Annotated in this window: 25 protein-coding genes; all 25 read right to left on the bottom strand. The window is 69.5% G+C overall.

Annotated features, from left to right (window positions below):
* Nucleotides 1-146: 146 nt before the first annotated feature.
* The gene (gene rplQ, locus AYX06_RS05595) at nucleotides 147-908 is read right to left on the bottom strand and encodes a 50S ribosomal protein L17, sunset domain variant (RefSeq protein WP_047804307.1); all 762 of its coding nucleotides are present in this window, start codon (nucleotides 906-908) and stop codon (nucleotides 147-149) included.
* A gap of 67 nt (nucleotides 909-975) precedes the next feature.
* Nucleotides 976-1,983, bottom strand: a complete 1,008-nt coding sequence (locus AYX06_RS05600) for a DNA-directed RNA polymerase subunit alpha (RefSeq protein WP_047804308.1) — start codon at nucleotides 1,981-1,983, stop codon at nucleotides 976-978.
* A gap of 139 nt (nucleotides 1,984-2,122) precedes the next feature.
* Nucleotides 2,123-2,527, bottom strand: a complete 405-nt coding sequence (gene rpsK, locus AYX06_RS05605; protein WP_047804309.1) for a 30S ribosomal protein S11 — start codon at nucleotides 2,525-2,527, stop codon at nucleotides 2,123-2,125.
* Nucleotides 2,528-2,621: 94 nt separating this feature from the next.
* Nucleotides 2,622-2,990, bottom strand: coding sequence for a 30S ribosomal protein S13 (gene rpsM, locus AYX06_RS05610; protein WP_062734947.1), 369 nt, complete (start codon nucleotides 2,988-2,990; stop codon nucleotides 2,622-2,624).
* Between the two features lie 170 nt (nucleotides 2,991-3,160).
* The gene (gene rpmJ, locus AYX06_RS05615; protein ID WP_017833320.1) at nucleotides 3,161-3,274 is read right to left on the bottom strand and encodes a 50S ribosomal protein L36; all 114 of its coding nucleotides are present in this window, start codon (nucleotides 3,272-3,274) and stop codon (nucleotides 3,161-3,163) included.
* A gap of 53 nt (nucleotides 3,275-3,327) precedes the next feature.
* The gene (gene infA, locus AYX06_RS05620; protein WP_017833319.1) at nucleotides 3,328-3,549 is read right to left on the bottom strand and encodes a translation initiation factor IF-1; all 222 of its coding nucleotides are present in this window, start codon (nucleotides 3,547-3,549) and stop codon (nucleotides 3,328-3,330) included.
* 261 nt (nucleotides 3,550-3,810) lie between these two features.
* Complete coding sequence (rlmN, locus tag AYX06_RS05625; protein ID WP_062736904.1) at nucleotides 3,811-4,998, bottom strand: 23S rRNA (adenine(2503)-C(2))-methyltransferase RlmN; 1,188 nt, start codon at nucleotides 4,996-4,998, stop codon at nucleotides 3,811-3,813.
* Between the two features lie 38 nt (nucleotides 4,999-5,036).
* Complete coding sequence (gene map / locus AYX06_RS05630) at nucleotides 5,037-5,873, bottom strand: type I methionyl aminopeptidase (RefSeq protein ID WP_062734948.1); 837 nt, start codon at nucleotides 5,871-5,873, stop codon at nucleotides 5,037-5,039.
* A 117-nt stretch (nucleotides 5,874-5,990) separates the two neighbouring features.
* Nucleotides 5,991-6,554, bottom strand: a complete 564-nt coding sequence (locus AYX06_RS05635) for an adenylate kinase (RefSeq protein ID WP_062734949.1) — start codon at nucleotides 6,552-6,554, stop codon at nucleotides 5,991-5,993.
* Between the two features lie 87 nt (nucleotides 6,555-6,641).
* Nucleotides 6,642-7,952: a preprotein translocase subunit SecY gene (gene secY / locus AYX06_RS05640; protein WP_062734950.1), complete on the bottom strand. Its 1,311-nt coding sequence runs from the start codon at nucleotides 7,950-7,952 to the stop codon at nucleotides 6,642-6,644.
* A gap of 254 nt (nucleotides 7,953-8,206) precedes the next feature.
* On the bottom strand, nucleotides 8,207-8,683 hold the full coding sequence (gene rplO / locus AYX06_RS05645) for a 50S ribosomal protein L15 (protein WP_062734951.1): 477 nt from the start codon (nucleotides 8,681-8,683) through the stop codon (nucleotides 8,207-8,209).
* Between the two features lie 2 nt (nucleotides 8,684-8,685).
* Nucleotides 8,686-8,895: a 50S ribosomal protein L30 gene (rpmD, locus tag AYX06_RS05650; RefSeq protein ID WP_047804314.1), complete on the bottom strand. Its 210-nt coding sequence runs from the start codon at nucleotides 8,893-8,895 to the stop codon at nucleotides 8,686-8,688.
* Nucleotides 8,895-9,626 carry a 30S ribosomal protein S5 gene (gene rpsE / locus AYX06_RS05655; RefSeq protein ID WP_047804315.1) on the bottom strand — a complete coding sequence of 244 codons (732 nt, stop codon included), beginning with the start codon at nucleotides 9,624-9,626 and terminating at the stop codon, nucleotides 8,895-8,897. Before rpsE ends, rpmD begins: the two co-directional genes overlap by 1 nt.
* Nucleotides 9,623-9,994, bottom strand: a complete 372-nt coding sequence (rplR, locus tag AYX06_RS05660; protein WP_062734952.1) for a 50S ribosomal protein L18 — start codon at nucleotides 9,992-9,994, stop codon at nucleotides 9,623-9,625. The genes rpsE and rplR overlap by 4 nt, the downstream gene beginning before the upstream one ends.
* 2 nt (nucleotides 9,995-9,996) lie before the next feature.
* A complete protein-coding gene (gene rplF, locus AYX06_RS05665) occupies nucleotides 9,997-10,533 on the bottom strand; it encodes a 50S ribosomal protein L6 (protein ID WP_062734953.1) in 537 nt (178 codons plus the stop codon).
* Between the two features lie 23 nt (nucleotides 10,534-10,556).
* Nucleotides 10,557-10,955, bottom strand: coding sequence for a 30S ribosomal protein S8 (gene rpsH / locus AYX06_RS05670; RefSeq protein ID WP_047804318.1), 399 nt, complete (start codon nucleotides 10,953-10,955; stop codon nucleotides 10,557-10,559).
* A 79-nt stretch (nucleotides 10,956-11,034) separates the two neighbouring features.
* On the bottom strand, nucleotides 11,035-11,604 hold the full coding sequence (rplE, locus tag AYX06_RS05675; protein WP_047804319.1) for a 50S ribosomal protein L5: 570 nt from the start codon (nucleotides 11,602-11,604) through the stop codon (nucleotides 11,035-11,037).
* Entirely contained in the window at nucleotides 11,604-11,948 is a 345-nt protein-coding gene (gene rplX, locus AYX06_RS05680) for a 50S ribosomal protein L24 (RefSeq protein ID WP_047804320.1), read from the bottom strand. The genes rplE and rplX overlap by 1 nt, the downstream gene beginning before the upstream one ends.
* Before the next feature lie 2 nt (nucleotides 11,949-11,950).
* Nucleotides 11,951-12,319, bottom strand: coding sequence for a 50S ribosomal protein L14 (gene rplN, locus AYX06_RS05685; RefSeq protein WP_017833306.1), 369 nt, complete (start codon nucleotides 12,317-12,319; stop codon nucleotides 11,951-11,953).
* A gap of 359 nt (nucleotides 12,320-12,678) precedes the next feature.
* Nucleotides 12,679-12,969: a 30S ribosomal protein S17 gene (gene rpsQ / locus AYX06_RS05690; RefSeq protein WP_047803929.1), complete on the bottom strand. Its 291-nt coding sequence runs from the start codon at nucleotides 12,967-12,969 to the stop codon at nucleotides 12,679-12,681.
* Nucleotides 12,966-13,241, bottom strand: coding sequence for a 50S ribosomal protein L29 (gene rpmC / locus AYX06_RS05695; protein ID WP_047803928.1), 276 nt, complete (start codon nucleotides 13,239-13,241; stop codon nucleotides 12,966-12,968). The genes rpsQ and rpmC overlap by 4 nt, the downstream gene beginning before the upstream one ends.
* 2 nt (nucleotides 13,242-13,243) lie before the next feature.
* Nucleotides 13,244-13,660 (bottom strand): 50S ribosomal protein L16, encoded by a 417-nt coding sequence (gene rplP, locus AYX06_RS05700; protein WP_047803927.1) that lies wholly within the window; start codon nucleotides 13,658-13,660, stop codon nucleotides 13,244-13,246.
* Nucleotides 13,661-14,515, bottom strand: a complete 855-nt coding sequence (gene rpsC / locus AYX06_RS05705; protein ID WP_062734954.1) for a 30S ribosomal protein S3 — start codon at nucleotides 14,513-14,515, stop codon at nucleotides 13,661-13,663.
* Entirely contained in the window at nucleotides 14,516-14,881 is a 366-nt protein-coding gene (gene rplV, locus AYX06_RS05710; protein ID WP_047803925.1) for a 50S ribosomal protein L22, read from the bottom strand.
* A 53-nt stretch (nucleotides 14,882-14,934) separates the two neighbouring features.
* Nucleotides 14,935-15,216 carry a 30S ribosomal protein S19 gene (rpsS, locus tag AYX06_RS05715; protein WP_047803924.1) on the bottom strand — a complete coding sequence of 94 codons (282 nt, stop codon included), beginning with the start codon at nucleotides 15,214-15,216 and terminating at the stop codon, nucleotides 14,935-14,937.
* Nucleotides 15,217-15,225 lie beyond the last annotated feature (9 nt).

Here is a 15,225-nt window from a genome sequence, read left to right on the forward strand (position 1 = left end):
TCTCGGTCAGGGGGCGGCGGCAGGGCTCGCGGTCGGGCGCGAGGGACCGGGACGAGGAGCCGGGCGCGACAGGGGGCCGGGCACGGCAACGCCGCCGGGGACCAGGTCCCCGGCGGCGTGCGCGGTGTTCGTCCGGACGGACCCGCTCAGCGCAGCTTCTGCGCGGCGGAGCCGCCGGCCGGCTGGAAGCCGGCGGCCTCGGCGTTGGCCGGGGAGTCGAACCAGATCTCGGCGGTGGTGCCCGCGTACCAGCGCGAACCGGGCACGTGGTACTTCATCGAGTTCCGGTTGCCCTTGATCTCGAAGCCCTCGGGGGCCTCGCCGGACTCCAGCGGGGCGTGCGAGCCGGGGAACTCCGCCTCGGTGTTCTCGGCGGCGACCTCGGCGGCCTGCTCGGAACCGACCTCGGGGGCCTGCTCCTCGGCGGGGATCTCCTCGGCGGCGACCTCGGCGGCGGTGCTGTCCGCCGGGGTGTCGACCGGGGCGGCGGGCGCCGGGGCGGCCTTCGCGGTGGCGCGCTCGGCCTCGGCCACGGTGGCCTTGGTCGCGACGGGCTCCATCACGAGCTCGATGACGGCCATGGGGGCGTTGTCGCCCTTGCGGTTGCCGATCTTGGTGATGCGGGTGTAGCCGCCGTTGCGGTCCTCCATCGCCGAGGCGATGGTGGTGAACAGCTCGTGCACCACGGACTTGTCGGTCAGCTGGGCGAGCACGCGCCGGCGGGCGGCCAGGTCACCGCGCTTGGCGAAGGTGATCAGCCGCTCGGCGTAGGGACGCATCCGCTTCGCCTTGGTGACGGTGGTCGTGATGCGCTTGTGCTCGAACAGCTGCTGGGACAGGTTCGCCAGCATCAGGCGCTCGTGGGCGGGGCCGCCTCCGAGGCGGGGTCCCTTGGTGGGAGTAGGCATGGTTGTTGATCTCCTGGAAGTTCGTCCCGCCCGGGCCGGGCGGCCGGTGGGACTTCAGCGGGAAGGACTAGTGGTCGTCGTCGTCGAACGGGTTCTCGTCGTCGATCGCGGCGGCGCGAGCGGCGAGGTCGAAGCCGGGAGGCGAGTCCTTGAGGGACAGGCCGAGGTCGACGAGCTTGGCCTTCACCTCGTCGATCGACTTGGCGCCGAAGTTGCGGATGTCCATCAGGTCCGCCTCGGAGCGGCCCACGAGCTCACCCACGGTGTGGATGCCCTCGCGCTTGAGGCAGTTGTAGGACCGCACGGTGAGCTCGAGGTCCTCGATGGGCAGCGCCATGTCGGCGGCCATCGCGGCGTCGGTCGGCGAGGGGCCGATCTCGATGCCCTCGGCGGCCGTGTTGAGCTCCCGGGCCAGGCCGAACAGCTCGACCAGGGTGGTGCCGGCGGAGGCCACGGCGTCACGCGGGGTGATGGCCTCCTTGGTCTCCACGTCGAGCACCAGCTTGTCGAAGTCGGTGCGCTGCTCCACGCGGGTGGCCTCCACGCGGAAGGTCACCTTGAGCACCGGCGAGTAGATGGAGTCGACCGGGATGCGGCCGATCTCCGCGTCGCCCGCCTTGTTCTGGGCGGCCGAGACGTAGCCGCGGCCGCGCTCGATGGTCAGCTCGAGCTCGAGCTGGCCCTTCGCGTTGAGCGTGGCGATGTGCAGGTCCGGGTTGTGGATCTCCACGCCGGCCGGGGCCGTGATGTCCGCGGCGGTCACGACGCCCGGGCCCTGCTTGCGCAGGTAGGCGACGACGGGCTCGTCCTGCTCCGAGGACACGGCGAGCTTCTTGACGTTGAGGATGATCTCGGTGACGTCCTCCTTCACGCCCTCCACGGTGGAGAACTCGTGGAGCACCCCGTCGAGCCGGATGCTGGTCACGGCCGCACCGGGGATGGAGGAGAGCAGCGTGCGGCGGAGGGAGTTGCCGAGGGTGTAGCCGAAGCCGGGCTCGAGCGGTTCGATCACGAAGCGGGACCGGTTGTCGGCCACGACCTCTTCGGAGAGGGTGGGGCGCTGTGCGATGAGCACTGATGTTTCCTTTCAGCGGGCATCCGCTATATGACGCGCGCAAATGGTGGAAAACAGTTGATGGGTGCGGACCGGTGCCCGGTCCTTCAGTCGGCGTGCCCACCGGGACCCCGGCGGGGTCCCGGTGGGCACGCTCGCATCAGACGCGGCGGCGCTTCGGCGGGCGGCAACCGTTGTGCGCGCTCGGGGTGACGTCCGAGATGGAGCCGACCTCGAGGCCGGTGGCCTGCAGGGAGCGGATGGCGGTCTCGCGCCCGGAGCCCGGGCCCTTGACGAACACGTCGACCTTGCGCACGCCGTGCTCCTGCGCGCGCTTGGCGGCGGCCTCGGCGGCCATCTGGGCGGCGAACGGGGTGGACTTGCGAGAGCCCTTGAACCCCATCTCCCCGGCGGAGGACCAGGAGAGGACGGCGCCGGTGGGGTCGGTGATGGTGACGATGGTGTTGTTGAACGTCGACTTGATGTGGGCCTGGCCCTGGGTGACGTTCTTCTTGTCCTTGCGGCGGGGCTTGCGGGCAGCCGCTGCGCGAGTCTTCGGGGGCATGGATGTCTCCTACAAAGTTTTCAGGAAGAGCAGTGAAGAGTGGTGGTGGGCCGCTCGGGGGACCGTGCGGTCCCGGCGTGCGAGCGGCAGCCGGCTACTTCTTCTTGCCGGCGACCGTGCGCTTGGGACCCTTGCGGGTGCGGGCGTTGGTCTTGGTGCGCTGGCCGTGCACCGGCAGGCCGCGGCGGTGCCGGATGCCCTGGTAGCTGCCGATCTCGACCTTGCGGCGGATGTCGGCGGCCACCTCGCGGCGGAGGTCACCCTCAACCTTGTAGTTGTCCTCGATGTAGTCGCGCAGCTCCACGAGCTGGGCATCGGTGAGCTCGCGCACGCGCAGGTCGCCCGAGATGCCGGTGGCGGCGAGGGTTGCCAGCGCGCGGGTGCGGCCCACGCCGTAGATGTAGGTGAGCGCGACTTCCAGCCGCTTTTCACGGGGAAGGTCGACGCCTGCGAGACGAGCCATATCGGCGGTTCTCCTTGTGCTTCTCCAGAGGTCTGGAGCATCGCTGTCCGGTCGGTGACGTCATGTCCGTCCGCCGGTCCCCGGCCTCTGTACCGGGGGCACCCGCCCGGATCTCTCCGGTCGGGAGCGGTGCCTTTCGTGGTTCCACTTGCGTGGGTGGTCGGGGCTGGTCAGCCCTGACGCTGTTTGTGGCGCGGGTTCTCGCAGATCACCATGACCCGCCCGTTGCGGCGGATCACCTTGCACTTGTCGCAGATCGGCTTCACGCTCGGTTGGACCTTCATCGCATTCCTTCGCGTCGTTCTCTCGAGTGGGTGCGGCCCGGAGGCCGCCGGTCCTACTTGTAGCGGTAGACGATACGACCGCGGGTGAGGTCGTACGGGCTCAGCTCCACCACCACGCGGTCCTCGGGGAGTATCCGGATGTAGTGCTGGCGCATCTTGCCGGAGATGTGGGCGAGGACCAGGTGACCGTTGTTCAGCTCAACGCGGAACATCGCGTTGGGCAGAGCCTCGACCACAGTGCCTTCGATCTCGATGACTCCGTCTTTCTTGGCCATATCCTCCGCTAACTTCAGGTGCCCCCCGCCGGGGCGGCGGGCAGGGTTTCGGGTGTACATCGTCGTTAAACGCCGCAGCGGACCTGTACGCGCGCACCATCACCGTTCGTGGTGCACGGTGAGGGTCGGCGGGGTCCGATGAGTGCGGAATCGCTGGAGCACAGACAACCAACAGAACACTCTACGTGATCGGGGGCGCCTCCCGCAACGCGGGAGGCGCCCCCGGGACCGGGCCGGCCGGACCCCGGCTCGGCTCGCGGCTCAGACCACGGCGGCGAGCTGCCCGCAGGCCCCGTCGATGTCCGAGCCGCGGGTGTCCCGCACGGTGGTGGGGATGCCGTGGGCGCGCAGGCGCTCCACGAAGTTCTGCTCCACGCCGGGCCGGGACGCGGTCCACTTGGAGCCGGGGGTCGGGTTGAGCGGGATGGGGTTGACGTGCACCCAGCCGGCCCCCCGGGCGTTGAGCTTCTCCCCCAGCAGGTCGGCGCGCCAGCCCTGGTCGTTGATGTCGCGGATCAGGGCGTACTCGATGGACACCCGCCGGCCGGTGACGTCGTAGTACTCGCGGGCGGCGTCGAGGGCCTCGTCGACCTTCCACCGGGTGTTGATCGGGATCAGGTCGTCGCGCAGCTCGTCGTCCGGGGCGTGCAGGGACAGGGCGAGCGTCACGGGCAGCTTCTCCCGGGTGAACTTCCGGATCCCGGGGACCAGGCCGACGGTGGACATGGTGATCCCGCGCGCCGAGATGCCCAGGCCCTCGGGCGAGGGGTCGATCAGCCGGTGCACGGCGCCCAGCGTGGCCTTGTAGTTGGCCAGGGCCTCCCCCATGCCCATGAACACGATGTTGGAGACGCGCAGCGGCTCCTGCTCGGCCCGGCCCACCTTGCCGCCGCGCAGCAGGCGCGCCCCCTGGACCACCTGCTCGACCATCTCGGCGGTGGAGAGGTTGCGGGTCAGCCCGGCCTGCCCGGTGGCGCAGAAGGGGCAGTTCATCCCGCAGCCGGCCTGCGAGGAGATGCACATGGTCACCCGGTTGGTGTAGCGCATCAGCACCGACTCCACCATCGCCCCGTCGAAGAGCCGGTGCACGCTCTTGAGCGTGGCGCCCTGGTCCGCCTCGAGGGTGCGCACGGAGGTGAGCAGCGTGGGCAGGGCCTGCGCCACCAGCTCCTCCCGCCCGGCCGCGGGCAGGTCGGTCATGTCCTCGGGGGCCGAGGCGAGCCGGTCGAAGTAGTGCCGGGAGAGCTGCCCCGCGCGGAAGGGCTTGTGCCCGAGCTGGGCGAGGAACTCGCGGCGGCCCGCGAGGTCGAAGTCGGCGAGGTGCTTCGGCGGCTTGCCCCGGCGCGGCGCGGTGAAGGTCAGCTGGCCGGGTTTCGGGCGGACGGTCAGCTCGACGGGCGTTGCGGTCGAGCCGCCGGCCGGGCTGCTCTGCTGCGGTGCCTCGGTCACGGTGGTCTCCTCGGGGGGTCGTGGGTCGGTCTGCCGGTTCACGGGCGGTCCTCCGGGATCGGGACGGGGGTGACGCCGAGCGGCTCCAGCTCCGAGGCGCCGCCGTCCTCGGCCGTGAGCACCCAGATGCCGTCGGCGTGCAGGGCCACGGAGTGCTCCCACTGGCTGGAGCGGGCGCCGTCCGTGGTGACCACGGTCCAGTCGTCGTCGAGCACGCGGGTGCCGATCCCCCCGCGCACGAGCATCGGCTCGATGGCGAGGGCCATCCCCGGGCGCAGCCGGGGCCCGCGGTCGGTGCTGCGGAAGTTCAGGACGTCGGGGGCCATGTGCATTTTGGAGCCGATCCCGTGCCCCACGTACTCCTCGAGGATCCCGAACCGGTGCCCGGAGACCTGGCGGACGTGGTCCTCCACGGCCGCGCCGATGTCGCCGACGTGCGTGCCGGTGGCGGCGGCGGCGATCCCGCGCCACATCGCCTGGCGGGTGACCTCGGACAGCTCCGCGTCGGCGGGGTCGGGGCGGCCGAGCAGCACGGTGCGCGCCGAGTCCCCGTGCCAGCCGTCGACGATCGCCCCGCCGTCCACGGAGAGGATGTCGCCCTCCTGCAGCACCTGCTCGCCGGGGATGCCGTGCACCACGACCTCGTTGACGGACACGCACACCGCGGCCGGGTAGCCGTAGTAGCCGAGGAAGTTGGAGCTCGCGCTGTGCTCCTCCAGGACGGAGCGGAACACGGCGTCGAGGGACGCGGTGGTCACCCCGGGCACGGCGGCCGCCACGGCGGCGTCGAGGGCGCGCGAGGTCACCGTCCCGGCGCGCTGCATGGCGCGCAGCTGGGCGTTGGTCTTGTACTCGATCCGGCGGCGGCCGAACATGCGGTGTTCCTTCCGGGCCGCTGCCCCGGGGTCGGGTGCGCGCGGCGGTCGTGGGTTAAACGTGAGACCCCCGGGGGGTCCGGGGGTGTCACGGAGTCGGCGGTGCGGGGCGTCCGGTCAGGACAGCGCCGCCAGGATCCGTGCGGTGACGTCCTCGACGCTCCCCAGCCCGTCGACCTCGCGGACGATCCCGCGCCGGTCGTAGAGGTCCACGACCGCGGCGGTCTCCGCGTCGTAGACGTCGAGGCGGTGCCGGATGACGTCCTCGGTGTCGTCGGTGCGGCCCTCCTTCTGCGCCCGGCCGAGGAGGCGCTGGACGAGCTCGTCGCGGTCGGCGGTCAGCTTGAGCACGGCGTCGAGCTCCTGGTCCAGCTCGGCCAGGATCGCGTCGAGCTCCTCCACCTGCGCGGCGTTGCGCGGGTAGCCGTCGAGCAGGAAGCCGTCCGCGGTGTCCGTCTCGGCCAGGCGGTCGCGCACCATCCGGTTGGTCACCGAGTCCGGGACGAGGTCGCCGGCGTCGATGTAGCTCTTGGCCTCCTGGCCCAGGGCCGTCCGGCCCTTGATGTTGGCCCGGAAGATGTCACCGGTGGAGATCGCCGGCACGCCGAGCTTCTCCGAGATGCGCACCGCCTGGGTGCCCTTGCCTGCGCCCGGGGGGCCGATGATGAGCATGCGGGTCATGAAGTCTCCTTGCGGTCGGGATGGGCTGCGGGCCCAGTCTACCGGGCGCCCTCCCGGGGCCCGGGGGCCGGGCCCCGGGGGCCGGGCTCAGCGCAGCAGGCCCTCGTAGTTGCGCTGCTGCAGCTGCGCCTCGATCTGCTTCACCGTGTCCAGGCCCACGCCCACCATGATCAGCAGGGAGGGCCCGCCGAACGGGAAGTTCTGGTTGGCGTCGACCAGCACGAGCGCCACGAGCGGGATCATGGACACGATGCCCAGGTAGAGGGCCCCGGGGAACGTGATCCGGCTCAGCACGTACTGCAGGTACTTCTCCGTGGGCCGGCCCGCCCGGATGCCCGGGATGAAGCCGCCGTAGCGCTTCATGTTGTTGGAGACCTCCTCCGGGTTGAACGTGATCGACACGTAGAAGTACGTGAAGAACACGATCATCAGGAAGTACAGCACCATGTACACCGGGTGGTCGCCGGTGACGAGGTAGGTGTTGATCCAGTTGACCCAGCCGGGGATGTCCGAGCCGTCGTCCGGCATGCCGAACTGGGAGAGCATGCCGGGCAGCATCAGCATCGAGGACGCGAAGATGATGGGGATGACGCCGGCCATGTTGACCTTGAGCGGGATGTAGGTGGTGGTGCCGCCGATCGTGCGCCGGCCCACCATCCGCTTGGCGTACTGCACCCGCACCCGGCGCTGGGACTGCTCCACGAACACCACGCAGGTGATCACCACGAGCCCCACGGCCAGCACCGACAGGAACACGCCCCAGCCCCGGGTGCGCAGGATCTCGCCGAGGGCGGAGGGGAAGGTCGCGGCGATCGAGGTGAAGATCAGCAGGGACATGCCGTTGCCCACGCCCTTCTCCGTGATCCGCTCCCCCAGCCACATGATGATGGCGGTGCCGGCGGTCATCGTGATGATCATGATGACGACCGTCAGGACCGTGTCGTTGGGGATGACCGGCAGCGGGCAGTCGCCCAGCAGGGCGCCCGAGCGGGCCAGGGAGACGATCGTGGTGGCGTTGAGCAGCGCCAGCCCGATCGTGAGGTAGCGGGTGTACTGGGTGAGCTGGGTCTGTCCCTGCGCGCCCTCCTCGTGCAGCTCCTGGAAGCGCGGGATGACCACGCGCAGCAGCTGCACGATGATGCTCGCGGTGATGTAGGGCATCACGCCGAGGGCGAAGACCGACAGCTGCAGCAGGGCGCCGCCGCTGAAGAGGTTCACCATGTCGTAGACCCCGCCGGTGGTGGTGCCCAGGGCCAGGCACTGCTGCACGTTGCCGTAGTCGACGCCCGGCGCCGGGATGAACGTGCCCAGGCGGTAGAGCACGATGAGGGCGAGGGTGAACCCCAGCTTGCGTCGCAGGTCGGGGGTTCGCAACGCCCGTCCGAAAGCGCTGAGCACATGTCCTCCTAGAGACTGGGTCCGACCGGCGTCCGGCCGCGGGGTGGGGTGGGGCGGGAGCTCGGTCCTGCGGTCCGCGCGCGGGCGGGCACGGACGACTCCGGTCAGTCTAACGAACCCGCCGCGCCCGGGGCGGCCCGGCGCGCGCCGGGCCGCGGGGCGGCCAACGGGTCAGGCCCCGCCCACGCTCGCGTGGACGGGGCCTGCTCCGACGGTGCCGTGGGACCGGGCGTGCCCGGCCCCACGGCGCGCGCTCACAGCGCGGTGGTGCTGCCGCCGGCGGCGGCGATCTTCTCGGCGGCGGAGCCGGAGAAGGCGTGCGCCTTCACGTCGACCGCGACCGCGATGTCGCCGGAGCCCAGCACCTTGACCGGCTGGTTCTTCCGGACCGCGCCGCGGGCCACGAGCGACTCCACGGTCACCTCGCCGCCCTCCGGGTAGAGCTCGGAGAGCTTGTCGAGGTTGACGACCTGGTACTCCACGCGGAACGGGTTCTTGAACCCGCGCAGCTTCGGCAGGCGCATGTGCAGCGGCAGCTGCCCGCCCGCGAAGCCCGCCTTGACCTGGTACCGGGCGCTGGTGCCCTTGGTGCCGCGGCCGGCGGTCTTGCCCTTGGAGCCCTCACCGCGACCCACGCGGGTCTTGGCGGTCTTCGCGCCCGGGGCCGGACGCAGGTGGTGCACCTTGAGGGCGTGCACCTTCTCGTTCTTCTCAGCAGTGTTCTCTGCCATGGTTACTTGGCCTCCTCGACCTTGACCAGGTGGGCGACGGTGTTGACCATGCCCGCGGTCACGCCGTCGGCCTTGCGGACCACGACGTTGCCCGGCCGCTTGAGGCCGAGGGACCGCAGGGTGTCGCGCATGTTCTGCTTCTGGCCGACCACCGAGCGGATCTGCGTGATGCGCAGCTCCGCCCCGTCGGGCTGGATACGCTTGCCGGACATCAGGCACCTGCCTTCTGGATCGAGCGCAGCAGCGGACCGGGGACGACCTCGTCGATCGGCAGCCCGCGACGGGCCGCGACGGCCGCCGGCTCCTCGAGCTGACGGAGCGCCTCGATCGTTGCGTGCACGATGTTGATCTGGTTCGACGAGCCGAGGGACTTCGACAGCACGTCGTGGATGCCGGCGCACTCGAGCACGGCACGGACCGGGCCACCGGCGATCACACCGGTACCGGGGGTCGCCGGACGGAGCATGACGACGCCGGCAGCGGCCTCGCCCTGCACGCGGTGCGGGATGGTGCGGTCCTCGATGCGCGGAACGCGGAAGAAGTTCTTCTTCGCCTCCTCGACGCCCTTGGAGATCGCGGCCGGCACCTCCTTGGCCTTGCCGTAGCCGACACCGACCATGCCGTTGCCGTCGCCGACGACGACCAGGGCGGTGAAGCTGAAGCGACGACCACCCTTGACGACCTTGGAGACGCGGTTGATGGTCACGACGCGCTCGAGGAACTTGTCCTTCTCCTCCTCGCGCCCGCCACGGCCGCCGCGGCCGCCGCGCTCGCCACGGCCGCCGCGCTCACCGCGGCCGCCGCGCTCGCCACGGCCCCCGCGGTCGCCGCGGGAGTCCTGGGAGCGGTTGGCCTCGGTGGTCTGCTGGGCCCCGGTCGCCTCCGTGGAGGCAGTGCTCGCTTCGGTCACCTGGGTTTCCTTCTCGTTGTTCTGCTCGCTCACAGTGCCAGACCTCCTTCGCGGGCGCCGTCGGCGACAGCCGCCACGCGACCGTGGTACTTGTTGCCGCCGCGGTCGAACACGACGGCCTCGACACCGGCGGCCTTGGCGCGCTCGGCCACGAGCTCACCCACGCGCTTGGCCTTGGCGGTCTTGTCCGCCTCGGCACCGCGCAGATCGGCCTCCATGGTGGACGCCGAGGCGACGGTGACACCCTTGGTGTCGTCGACGACCTGGACGAACACGTGGCGGGCCGAGCGGTTGACGACCAGGCGCGGGCGGGCGGCCGTGCCGGCCAGGTGCTTGCGCACCCGGACGTGGCGGCGGCTGCGCGCGGCGGCCTTGGACTTGCCCTTGATCTTCAGAGCCATGATTACTTACCAGCCTTTCCGGCCTTGCGGCGGATCTGCTCGCCGGCGTAGCGCACGCCCTTGCCCTTGTAGGGCTCGGGGGCGCGCAGCTTGCGGATCTTCGCGGCGACCTCGCCGACCTGCTGCTTGTCGATGCCGTTGACCGAGAGCTTGTTGACGCCCTCGACGGTGAACGAGATGCCGTCCGGGGCCTTGAAGGTGATCGGGTGGCTGTAGCCGAGGGCGAACTCGAGGTCCTGGCCCTTGGCCTGCACGCGGTAACCGGTGCCGACGATCTCGATGCCCTTGGTGTAGCCCTGGGTGACGCCCTGGATCATGTTGGCGATCAGGGTGCGGGTCAGCCCGTGCAGCGAACGGGACTCGCGCTCGTCGTTGGGTCGGGTGACGGTGAGGGTGCTGTCCTCGAGCGCGACGGTGATCGGGCTGGCAACGGTGTGCTGCAGCTCGCCCTTGGCGCCCTTGACGGAGACGACGTTGCCGTCGATCTTGATCTCCACACCGGCCGGCACAGAGATGGGGAGACGTCCGATACGTGACATGTTCTCTTCCTTTCTGTTCCGGGTTACCAGACGTACGCGAGGACTTCGCCGCCCACGCCCTTCTTCGCGGCCTGCTTGTCGGTCAGCAGCCCGGAGGAGGTGGACAGGATGGCGATGCCCAGGCCGCCCAGGACCTTGGGGAGGTTGGTGGACTTGGCGTAGACGCGCAGGCCCGGCTTGGAGATGCGACGGACGCCCGCGATGGAGCGCTCCCGGTTGGGACCGAACTTCAGGGACAGCGTCAGGGTCTTGCCGACCTCGGCCGCCTCTTCCTTGTAGTCCGCGATGTAGCCCTCGGTCTTGAGGATGTCCGCAACCCGGGCCTTGAGCTTCGAGTACGGCATGCTCACGGAGTCGTGGTAGGCGGAGTTGGCGTTGCGCAGACGCGTCAGCATGTCCGCGACAGGATCTGTCATTGTCATTTTGGGGGCACGTGCCCTTCCTCGTCCCGGTTTCCGCCGGCGCCGTGCGGCGCGCGAGCAGACCTGGAACGTAGCGAGATTAGTTGGTCTTGAAGGGGAAACCGAGCGCCTTCAGCAGCGCGCGGCCCTCGTCGTCGGTCTTCGCGGTGGTGACCACCGTGATGTCCATGCCGCGGACGCGGTCGATGCGGTCCTGGTCGATCTCGTGGAACATCGACTGCTCGGTCAGGCCGAAGGTGTAGTTGCCGTTGCCGTCGAACTGGCGGTCGGACAGCCCGCGGAAGTCGCGGATGCGCGGCAGCGCCAGGGTGACGAGGCGGTCGAGGAACTCCCACATGCGGTCGCCGCGCAGCGTGGTGTGCGCGCCGATCGGCATGCCCTCGCGCAGCTTGAACTGCGCGATGGACTTCTTCGCCCGGGTCACGAGCGGCTTCTGGCCGGTGATCGCGGTGAGGTCGCGGACCGCGCCGTCGATCAGCTTCGAGTCCTTGGCGGCGTCACCGACGCCCATGTTCACGACGACCTTGACGACGCGCGGGATCTCCATGACGTTGCCGTAGCCGAACTGCTCCTGCAGCGCGGGGACGACGGTCTCGCGGTACTTGTCCTTGAAGCGCGGGGACACGCTGATCTCGGTGGTTTCGCTCATCACAGATCCTTGCCGGTGCTCTTGGAGACGCGGACACGGACGGTCTTCTGGCGTCCGTCGCGCTCCACGGTCTCGGTGCGGTAGCCGATGCGGGTCGGCTTGTTGGTCTCCGGGTCCACGAAGGCCACGTTGGACACGTGGATCGGGGCCTCGACCTTCTCGATGCCGCCGGCTTCGCCCTGCATGGAGGCCTTGCGGTGGCGGGTGACCACGTTGACGCCCTCGACGAGCACGCGGGAGGTCTCGGGGAACACGCGCAGGACCTTGCCCTGCTTGCCCTTGTTGTCCTTGCTGCCGGAGATGACCTGCACCAGGTCGCCGGTCTTGATCTTGAACTTCGCCATGGTCAGAGCACCTCCGGGGCCAGCGAGATGATCTTCATGAACTTCTTGTCGCGCAGCTCGCGGCCCACGGGGCCGAAGATGCGAGTACCACGGGGGTCCCCGTCGTTCTTCAGGATCACTGCGGCGTTCTCGTCGAACTTGATGTAGGAACCGTCCGGACGACGGCGCTCCTTCTTGGTGCGGACGATGACGGCCTTGACGACGTCGCCCTTCTTCACGTTGCCGCCCGGGATCGCGTCCTTGACGGTGGCGACGATGATGTCGCCGATGCCTGCGTAGCGACGTCCGGATCCACCGAGAACACGGATGGTGAGGATTTCCTTCGCACCCGTGTTGTCGGCGACCTTCAGTCGCGACTCCTGCTGAATCACTGATTACTCCTGTCGTCACGCCGGTTCCAACACCGATCGAGAGCACGGTGCGGGCCTTGCGGAACAGCTTGTCGGATGATGTGCCCTCCCCCGGCGTCGCACGCCGGACCGGGCCCAGCCCTCCATGCCAGGAGCATCTGAACCCGCCACCAGGCGGCGCGGAGGCGCCCTGCACGCGGTCATTATGCGCTGGCACGAAGAGCTGTGGGGTGCACGGGCAGACGAAAACGCCCATACAAGCTCACCAGCTTAGCACAGGCGCCACAGCGCCCGGGCCGCCGGAGGACGGCGACGGCCCGCCCCTCGCACGGAGGAACGGGCCGTCGCCGCGGTGGCCGGCTCGGCAGAGCCGGTCCGGACTACTTCGCCTTCTCGATGATCTCCACGATCCGCCACCGCTTGGAGGCGGACAGCGGGCGGGTCTCGGCGATCAGCACGAGGTCGCCGACGCCGGCGGCGTTCTGCTCGTCGTGGGCCTTGACCTTCGACGAACGGCGCATGACCTTGCCGTACAGGGCGTGCTTGACGTTGTCCTGCAGCTGCACGACGACGGTCTTGTCCATCTTGTCGGAGACCACGTAGCCGCGGCGGCTCTTGCGGTCGCCGCGCTCGGGGGCCTGCTCGGCCCCGTTGTTGATCTGCTCGGTCACTTGGCGTCCTCCTCGGAGGTGGTCTCGGCGGTGGTCTCGGCGGAGCCCGCCTGGGGCCGGATGCCGAGCTCGCGCTCGCGCAGCACCGTGTAGATGCGGGCGATGTCGCGCTTGACCGCCTTCAGGCGGGCGTTGTTCTCGAGCTGACCCGTTGCGGACTGGAAACGGAGGTTGAACAGCTCCGTCTTGGCCTTGCGCAGCGCCTCACCCAGAGAGTCCTTGTCGAGGGCCGCGAGGTTCTCGATGCTCAGATCCTTGGATCCAACAGCCATTCTCATTCACCACCTTCGCGACGCACGATGCGTGCCTTCATCGGGAGCTTGTGGATCGCCAGGCGCAGGGCCTCGCGGGCGACCTCTTCGGAGACACCGGAGAGCTCGAACATCACGCGCCCGGGCTTGACGTTCGCGACCCACCACTCGGGCGAGCCCTTGCCGGAGCCCATGCGGGTCTCGGCGGGCTTCTTGGTCAGGGGACGGTCCGGGTAGATGTTGATCCAGACCTTGCCGCCACGCTTGATGTGGCGGGTCATGGCGATACGGGCGGCCTCGATCTGACGGTTCGTCACGTAGGCCGGCGTGAGCGCCTGGATGCCCCACTCGCCGAAGGCGACGGTGGTGCCGCCCTTGGCTGCGCCCGTGCGCTTCGGGTGGTGCTGCTTGCGGAACTTCACACGACGTGGGATGAGCATTTAGTTACCACCCTCTGCGTTGGTCGCCCCCGCGGCCGGGGCCTGGGAGGCGGGGGCGGAGTCGCCGCGCTCACGGCGTCCGCCACGGTCGTTACGGTCGGTGCGACGACGGTCGCCGCCGCCGCCGCCACGGCGCTCACCCGGACCGCCGCGGCGGTCACGGTCGCCACCACGGCCGCGCGACGGAGCGGCGGCCTGCTGGGCCGCCAGTTCCTTGGCGGTGAGGTCGCCCTTGTAGATCCAGACCTTCACGCCGATGCGGCCGAAGGTGGTCTTGGCCTCGAAGAAGCCGTAGTCGATGTTCGCGCGCAGGGTGTGCAGGGGCACACGGCCTTCGCGGTAGAACTCGGAGCGGCTCATCTCGGCGCCGCCGAGGCGGCCGGCGCACTGGATCCGGATGCCCTTGGCGCCGGCGCGCTGCGCCGACTGGATGGCCTTCTTCATGGCGCGGCGGAAGGCTACGCGGGAGGCGAGCTGCTCGGCGACGCCCTGGGCGACCAGCTGGGCGTCCACCTCGGGGTTCTTGACCTCGAGGATGTTCAGCTGGATCTGCTTGCCCGTGAGCTTCTCGAGCTCGCCGCGGATGCGGTCGGCCTCGGCGCCGCGGCGGCCGATGACGATGCCGGGGCGGGCGGTGTGGATGTCCACGCGCACCCGGTCCCGGGTCCGCTCGATCTCGACCTTCGAGATGCCGGCGCGCTCCATGCCCGTGGACATGAGCTTGCGGATCTTGATGTCCTCACGGACGTAGTCCTTGTACCGCTGGCCCTCCTTGGTGGAGTCCGCGTACCAGTGCGACACGTGGTCGGTGGTGATGCCCAGCCGGAACCCGTGCGGGTTGATCTTCTGTCCCACTTAGCGGACCTCCTCGCTGTCAGGGCTCGCCACGATCACGGTGATGTGGCTCGTGCGCTTGTTGATGCGGTAGGCGCGGCCCTGGGCGCGCGGCTGGAACCGCTTCATGGTCGGACCCTCGTCGACGAAGGCCTCGCTCACCACGAGCTCGTCCTCCTTGAACGGCAGGCCGTCGCGGTCGGCCAGCTGGCGCGCGTTGGCGACCGCCGACTGGAGGACCTTGAACACCGGCTCCGAAGCGCCCTGGGGGGCGAACTTCAGAATCGCCAGAGCCTCATTCGCCTGTTGGCCACGAATCAGGTTGACGACGCGCCGGGCCTTCATAGGCGTCACGCGGATGTAGCGCGCAGATGCCTTGGCTTCCATTGCTTTCCTTCTCTCGTCTTCTCGAAGTGCTCACGCTGCGGGATCCCGGAGGATCAGCGGCGCTTGCCCTTCTTGTCGTCCTTCACATGGCCGCGGAAGGTCCGCGTGGGAGCGAACTCGCCGAGCTTGTGCCCGACCATCGACTCGGTGATGAACACGGGGATGTGCTTGCGTCCGTCGTGCACGGCGATCGTGTGCCCCAGCATGTCGGGGATGATCATCGAGCGGCGGGACCACGTCTTGATGACGTTCTTGGTGCCCTTGTCGTTCTCCTTGGCGACCTTCAGGAAAAGGTGCTGATCGACGAAAGGGCCCTTCTTCAGGCTGCGTGGCATGTGTCAGGC

Origin of the sequence: Kocuria turfanensis (assembly GCF_001580365.1) — a bacterium.
Taxonomy (GTDB): domain Bacteria; phylum Actinomycetota; class Actinomycetes; order Actinomycetales; family Micrococcaceae; genus Kocuria; species Kocuria turfanensis.

Coding starts and splice junctions, on each gene's coding strand:
- rplP (WP_047803927.1), bottom strand. CDS start 13,660: ATGCTCATCCCACGTCGTGTGAAGTTCCGCAAGCAGCACCACCCGAAG.
- rpmC (WP_047803928.1), bottom strand. CDS start 13,241: ATGGCTGTTGGATCCAAGGATCTGAGCATCGAGAACCTCGCGGCCCTC.
- rplR (WP_062734952.1), bottom strand. CDS start 9,994: ATGGCTCTGAAGATCAAGGGCAAGTCCAAGGCCGCCGCGCGCAGCCGC.
- rplV (WP_047803925.1), bottom strand. CDS start 14,881: ATGGAAGCCAAGGCATCTGCGCGCTACATCCGCGTGACGCCTATGAAG.
- rpsS (WP_047803924.1), bottom strand. CDS start 15,216: ATGCCACGCAGCCTGAAGAAGGGCCCTTTCGTCGATCAGCACCTTTTC.
- rplF (WP_062734953.1), bottom strand. CDS start 10,533: ATGTCACGTATCGGACGTCTCCCCATCTCTGTGCCGGCCGGTGTGGAG.
- rpsM (WP_062734947.1), bottom strand. CDS start 2,990: ATGGCTCGTCTCGCAGGCGTCGACCTTCCCCGTGAAAAGCGGCTGGAA.
- rplQ (WP_047804307.1), bottom strand. CDS start 908: ATGCCTACTCCCACCAAGGGACCCCGCCTCGGAGGCGGCCCCGCCCAC.
- rplO (WP_062734951.1), bottom strand. CDS start 8,683: ATGGCAGAGAACACTGCTGAGAAGAACGAGAAGGTGCACGCCCTCAAG.
- rplE (WP_047804319.1), bottom strand. CDS start 11,604: ATGAGCGAAACCACCGAGATCAGCGTGTCCCCGCGCTTCAAGGACAAG.
- rpmJ (WP_017833320.1), bottom strand. CDS start 3,274: ATGAAGGTCCAACCGAGCGTGAAGCCGATCTGCGACAAGTGCAAGGTG.
- rpmD (WP_047804314.1), bottom strand. CDS start 8,895: ATGTCCGGCAAGCGTATCCAGCCCGACGGGGCGGAGCTGCGCATCACG.
- map (WP_062734948.1), bottom strand. CDS start 5,873: ATGTTCGGCCGCCGCCGGATCGAGTACAAGACCAACGCCCAGCTGCGC.
- rpsH (WP_047804318.1), bottom strand. CDS start 10,955: ATGACAATGACAGATCCTGTCGCGGACATGCTGACGCGTCTGCGCAAC.
- rpsK (WP_047804309.1), bottom strand. CDS start 2,527: ATGCCCCCGAAGACTCGCGCAGCGGCTGCCCGCAAGCCCCGCCGCAAG.
- AYX06_RS05635 (WP_062734949.1), bottom strand. CDS start 6,554: ATGACCCGCATGCTCATCATCGGCCCCCCGGGCGCAGGCAAGGGCACC.
- rplX (WP_047804320.1), bottom strand. CDS start 11,948: ATGGCGAAGTTCAAGATCAAGACCGGCGACCTGGTGCAGGTCATCTCC.
- infA (WP_017833319.1), bottom strand. CDS start 3,549: ATGGCCAAGAAAGACGGAGTCATCGAGATCGAAGGCACTGTGGTCGAG.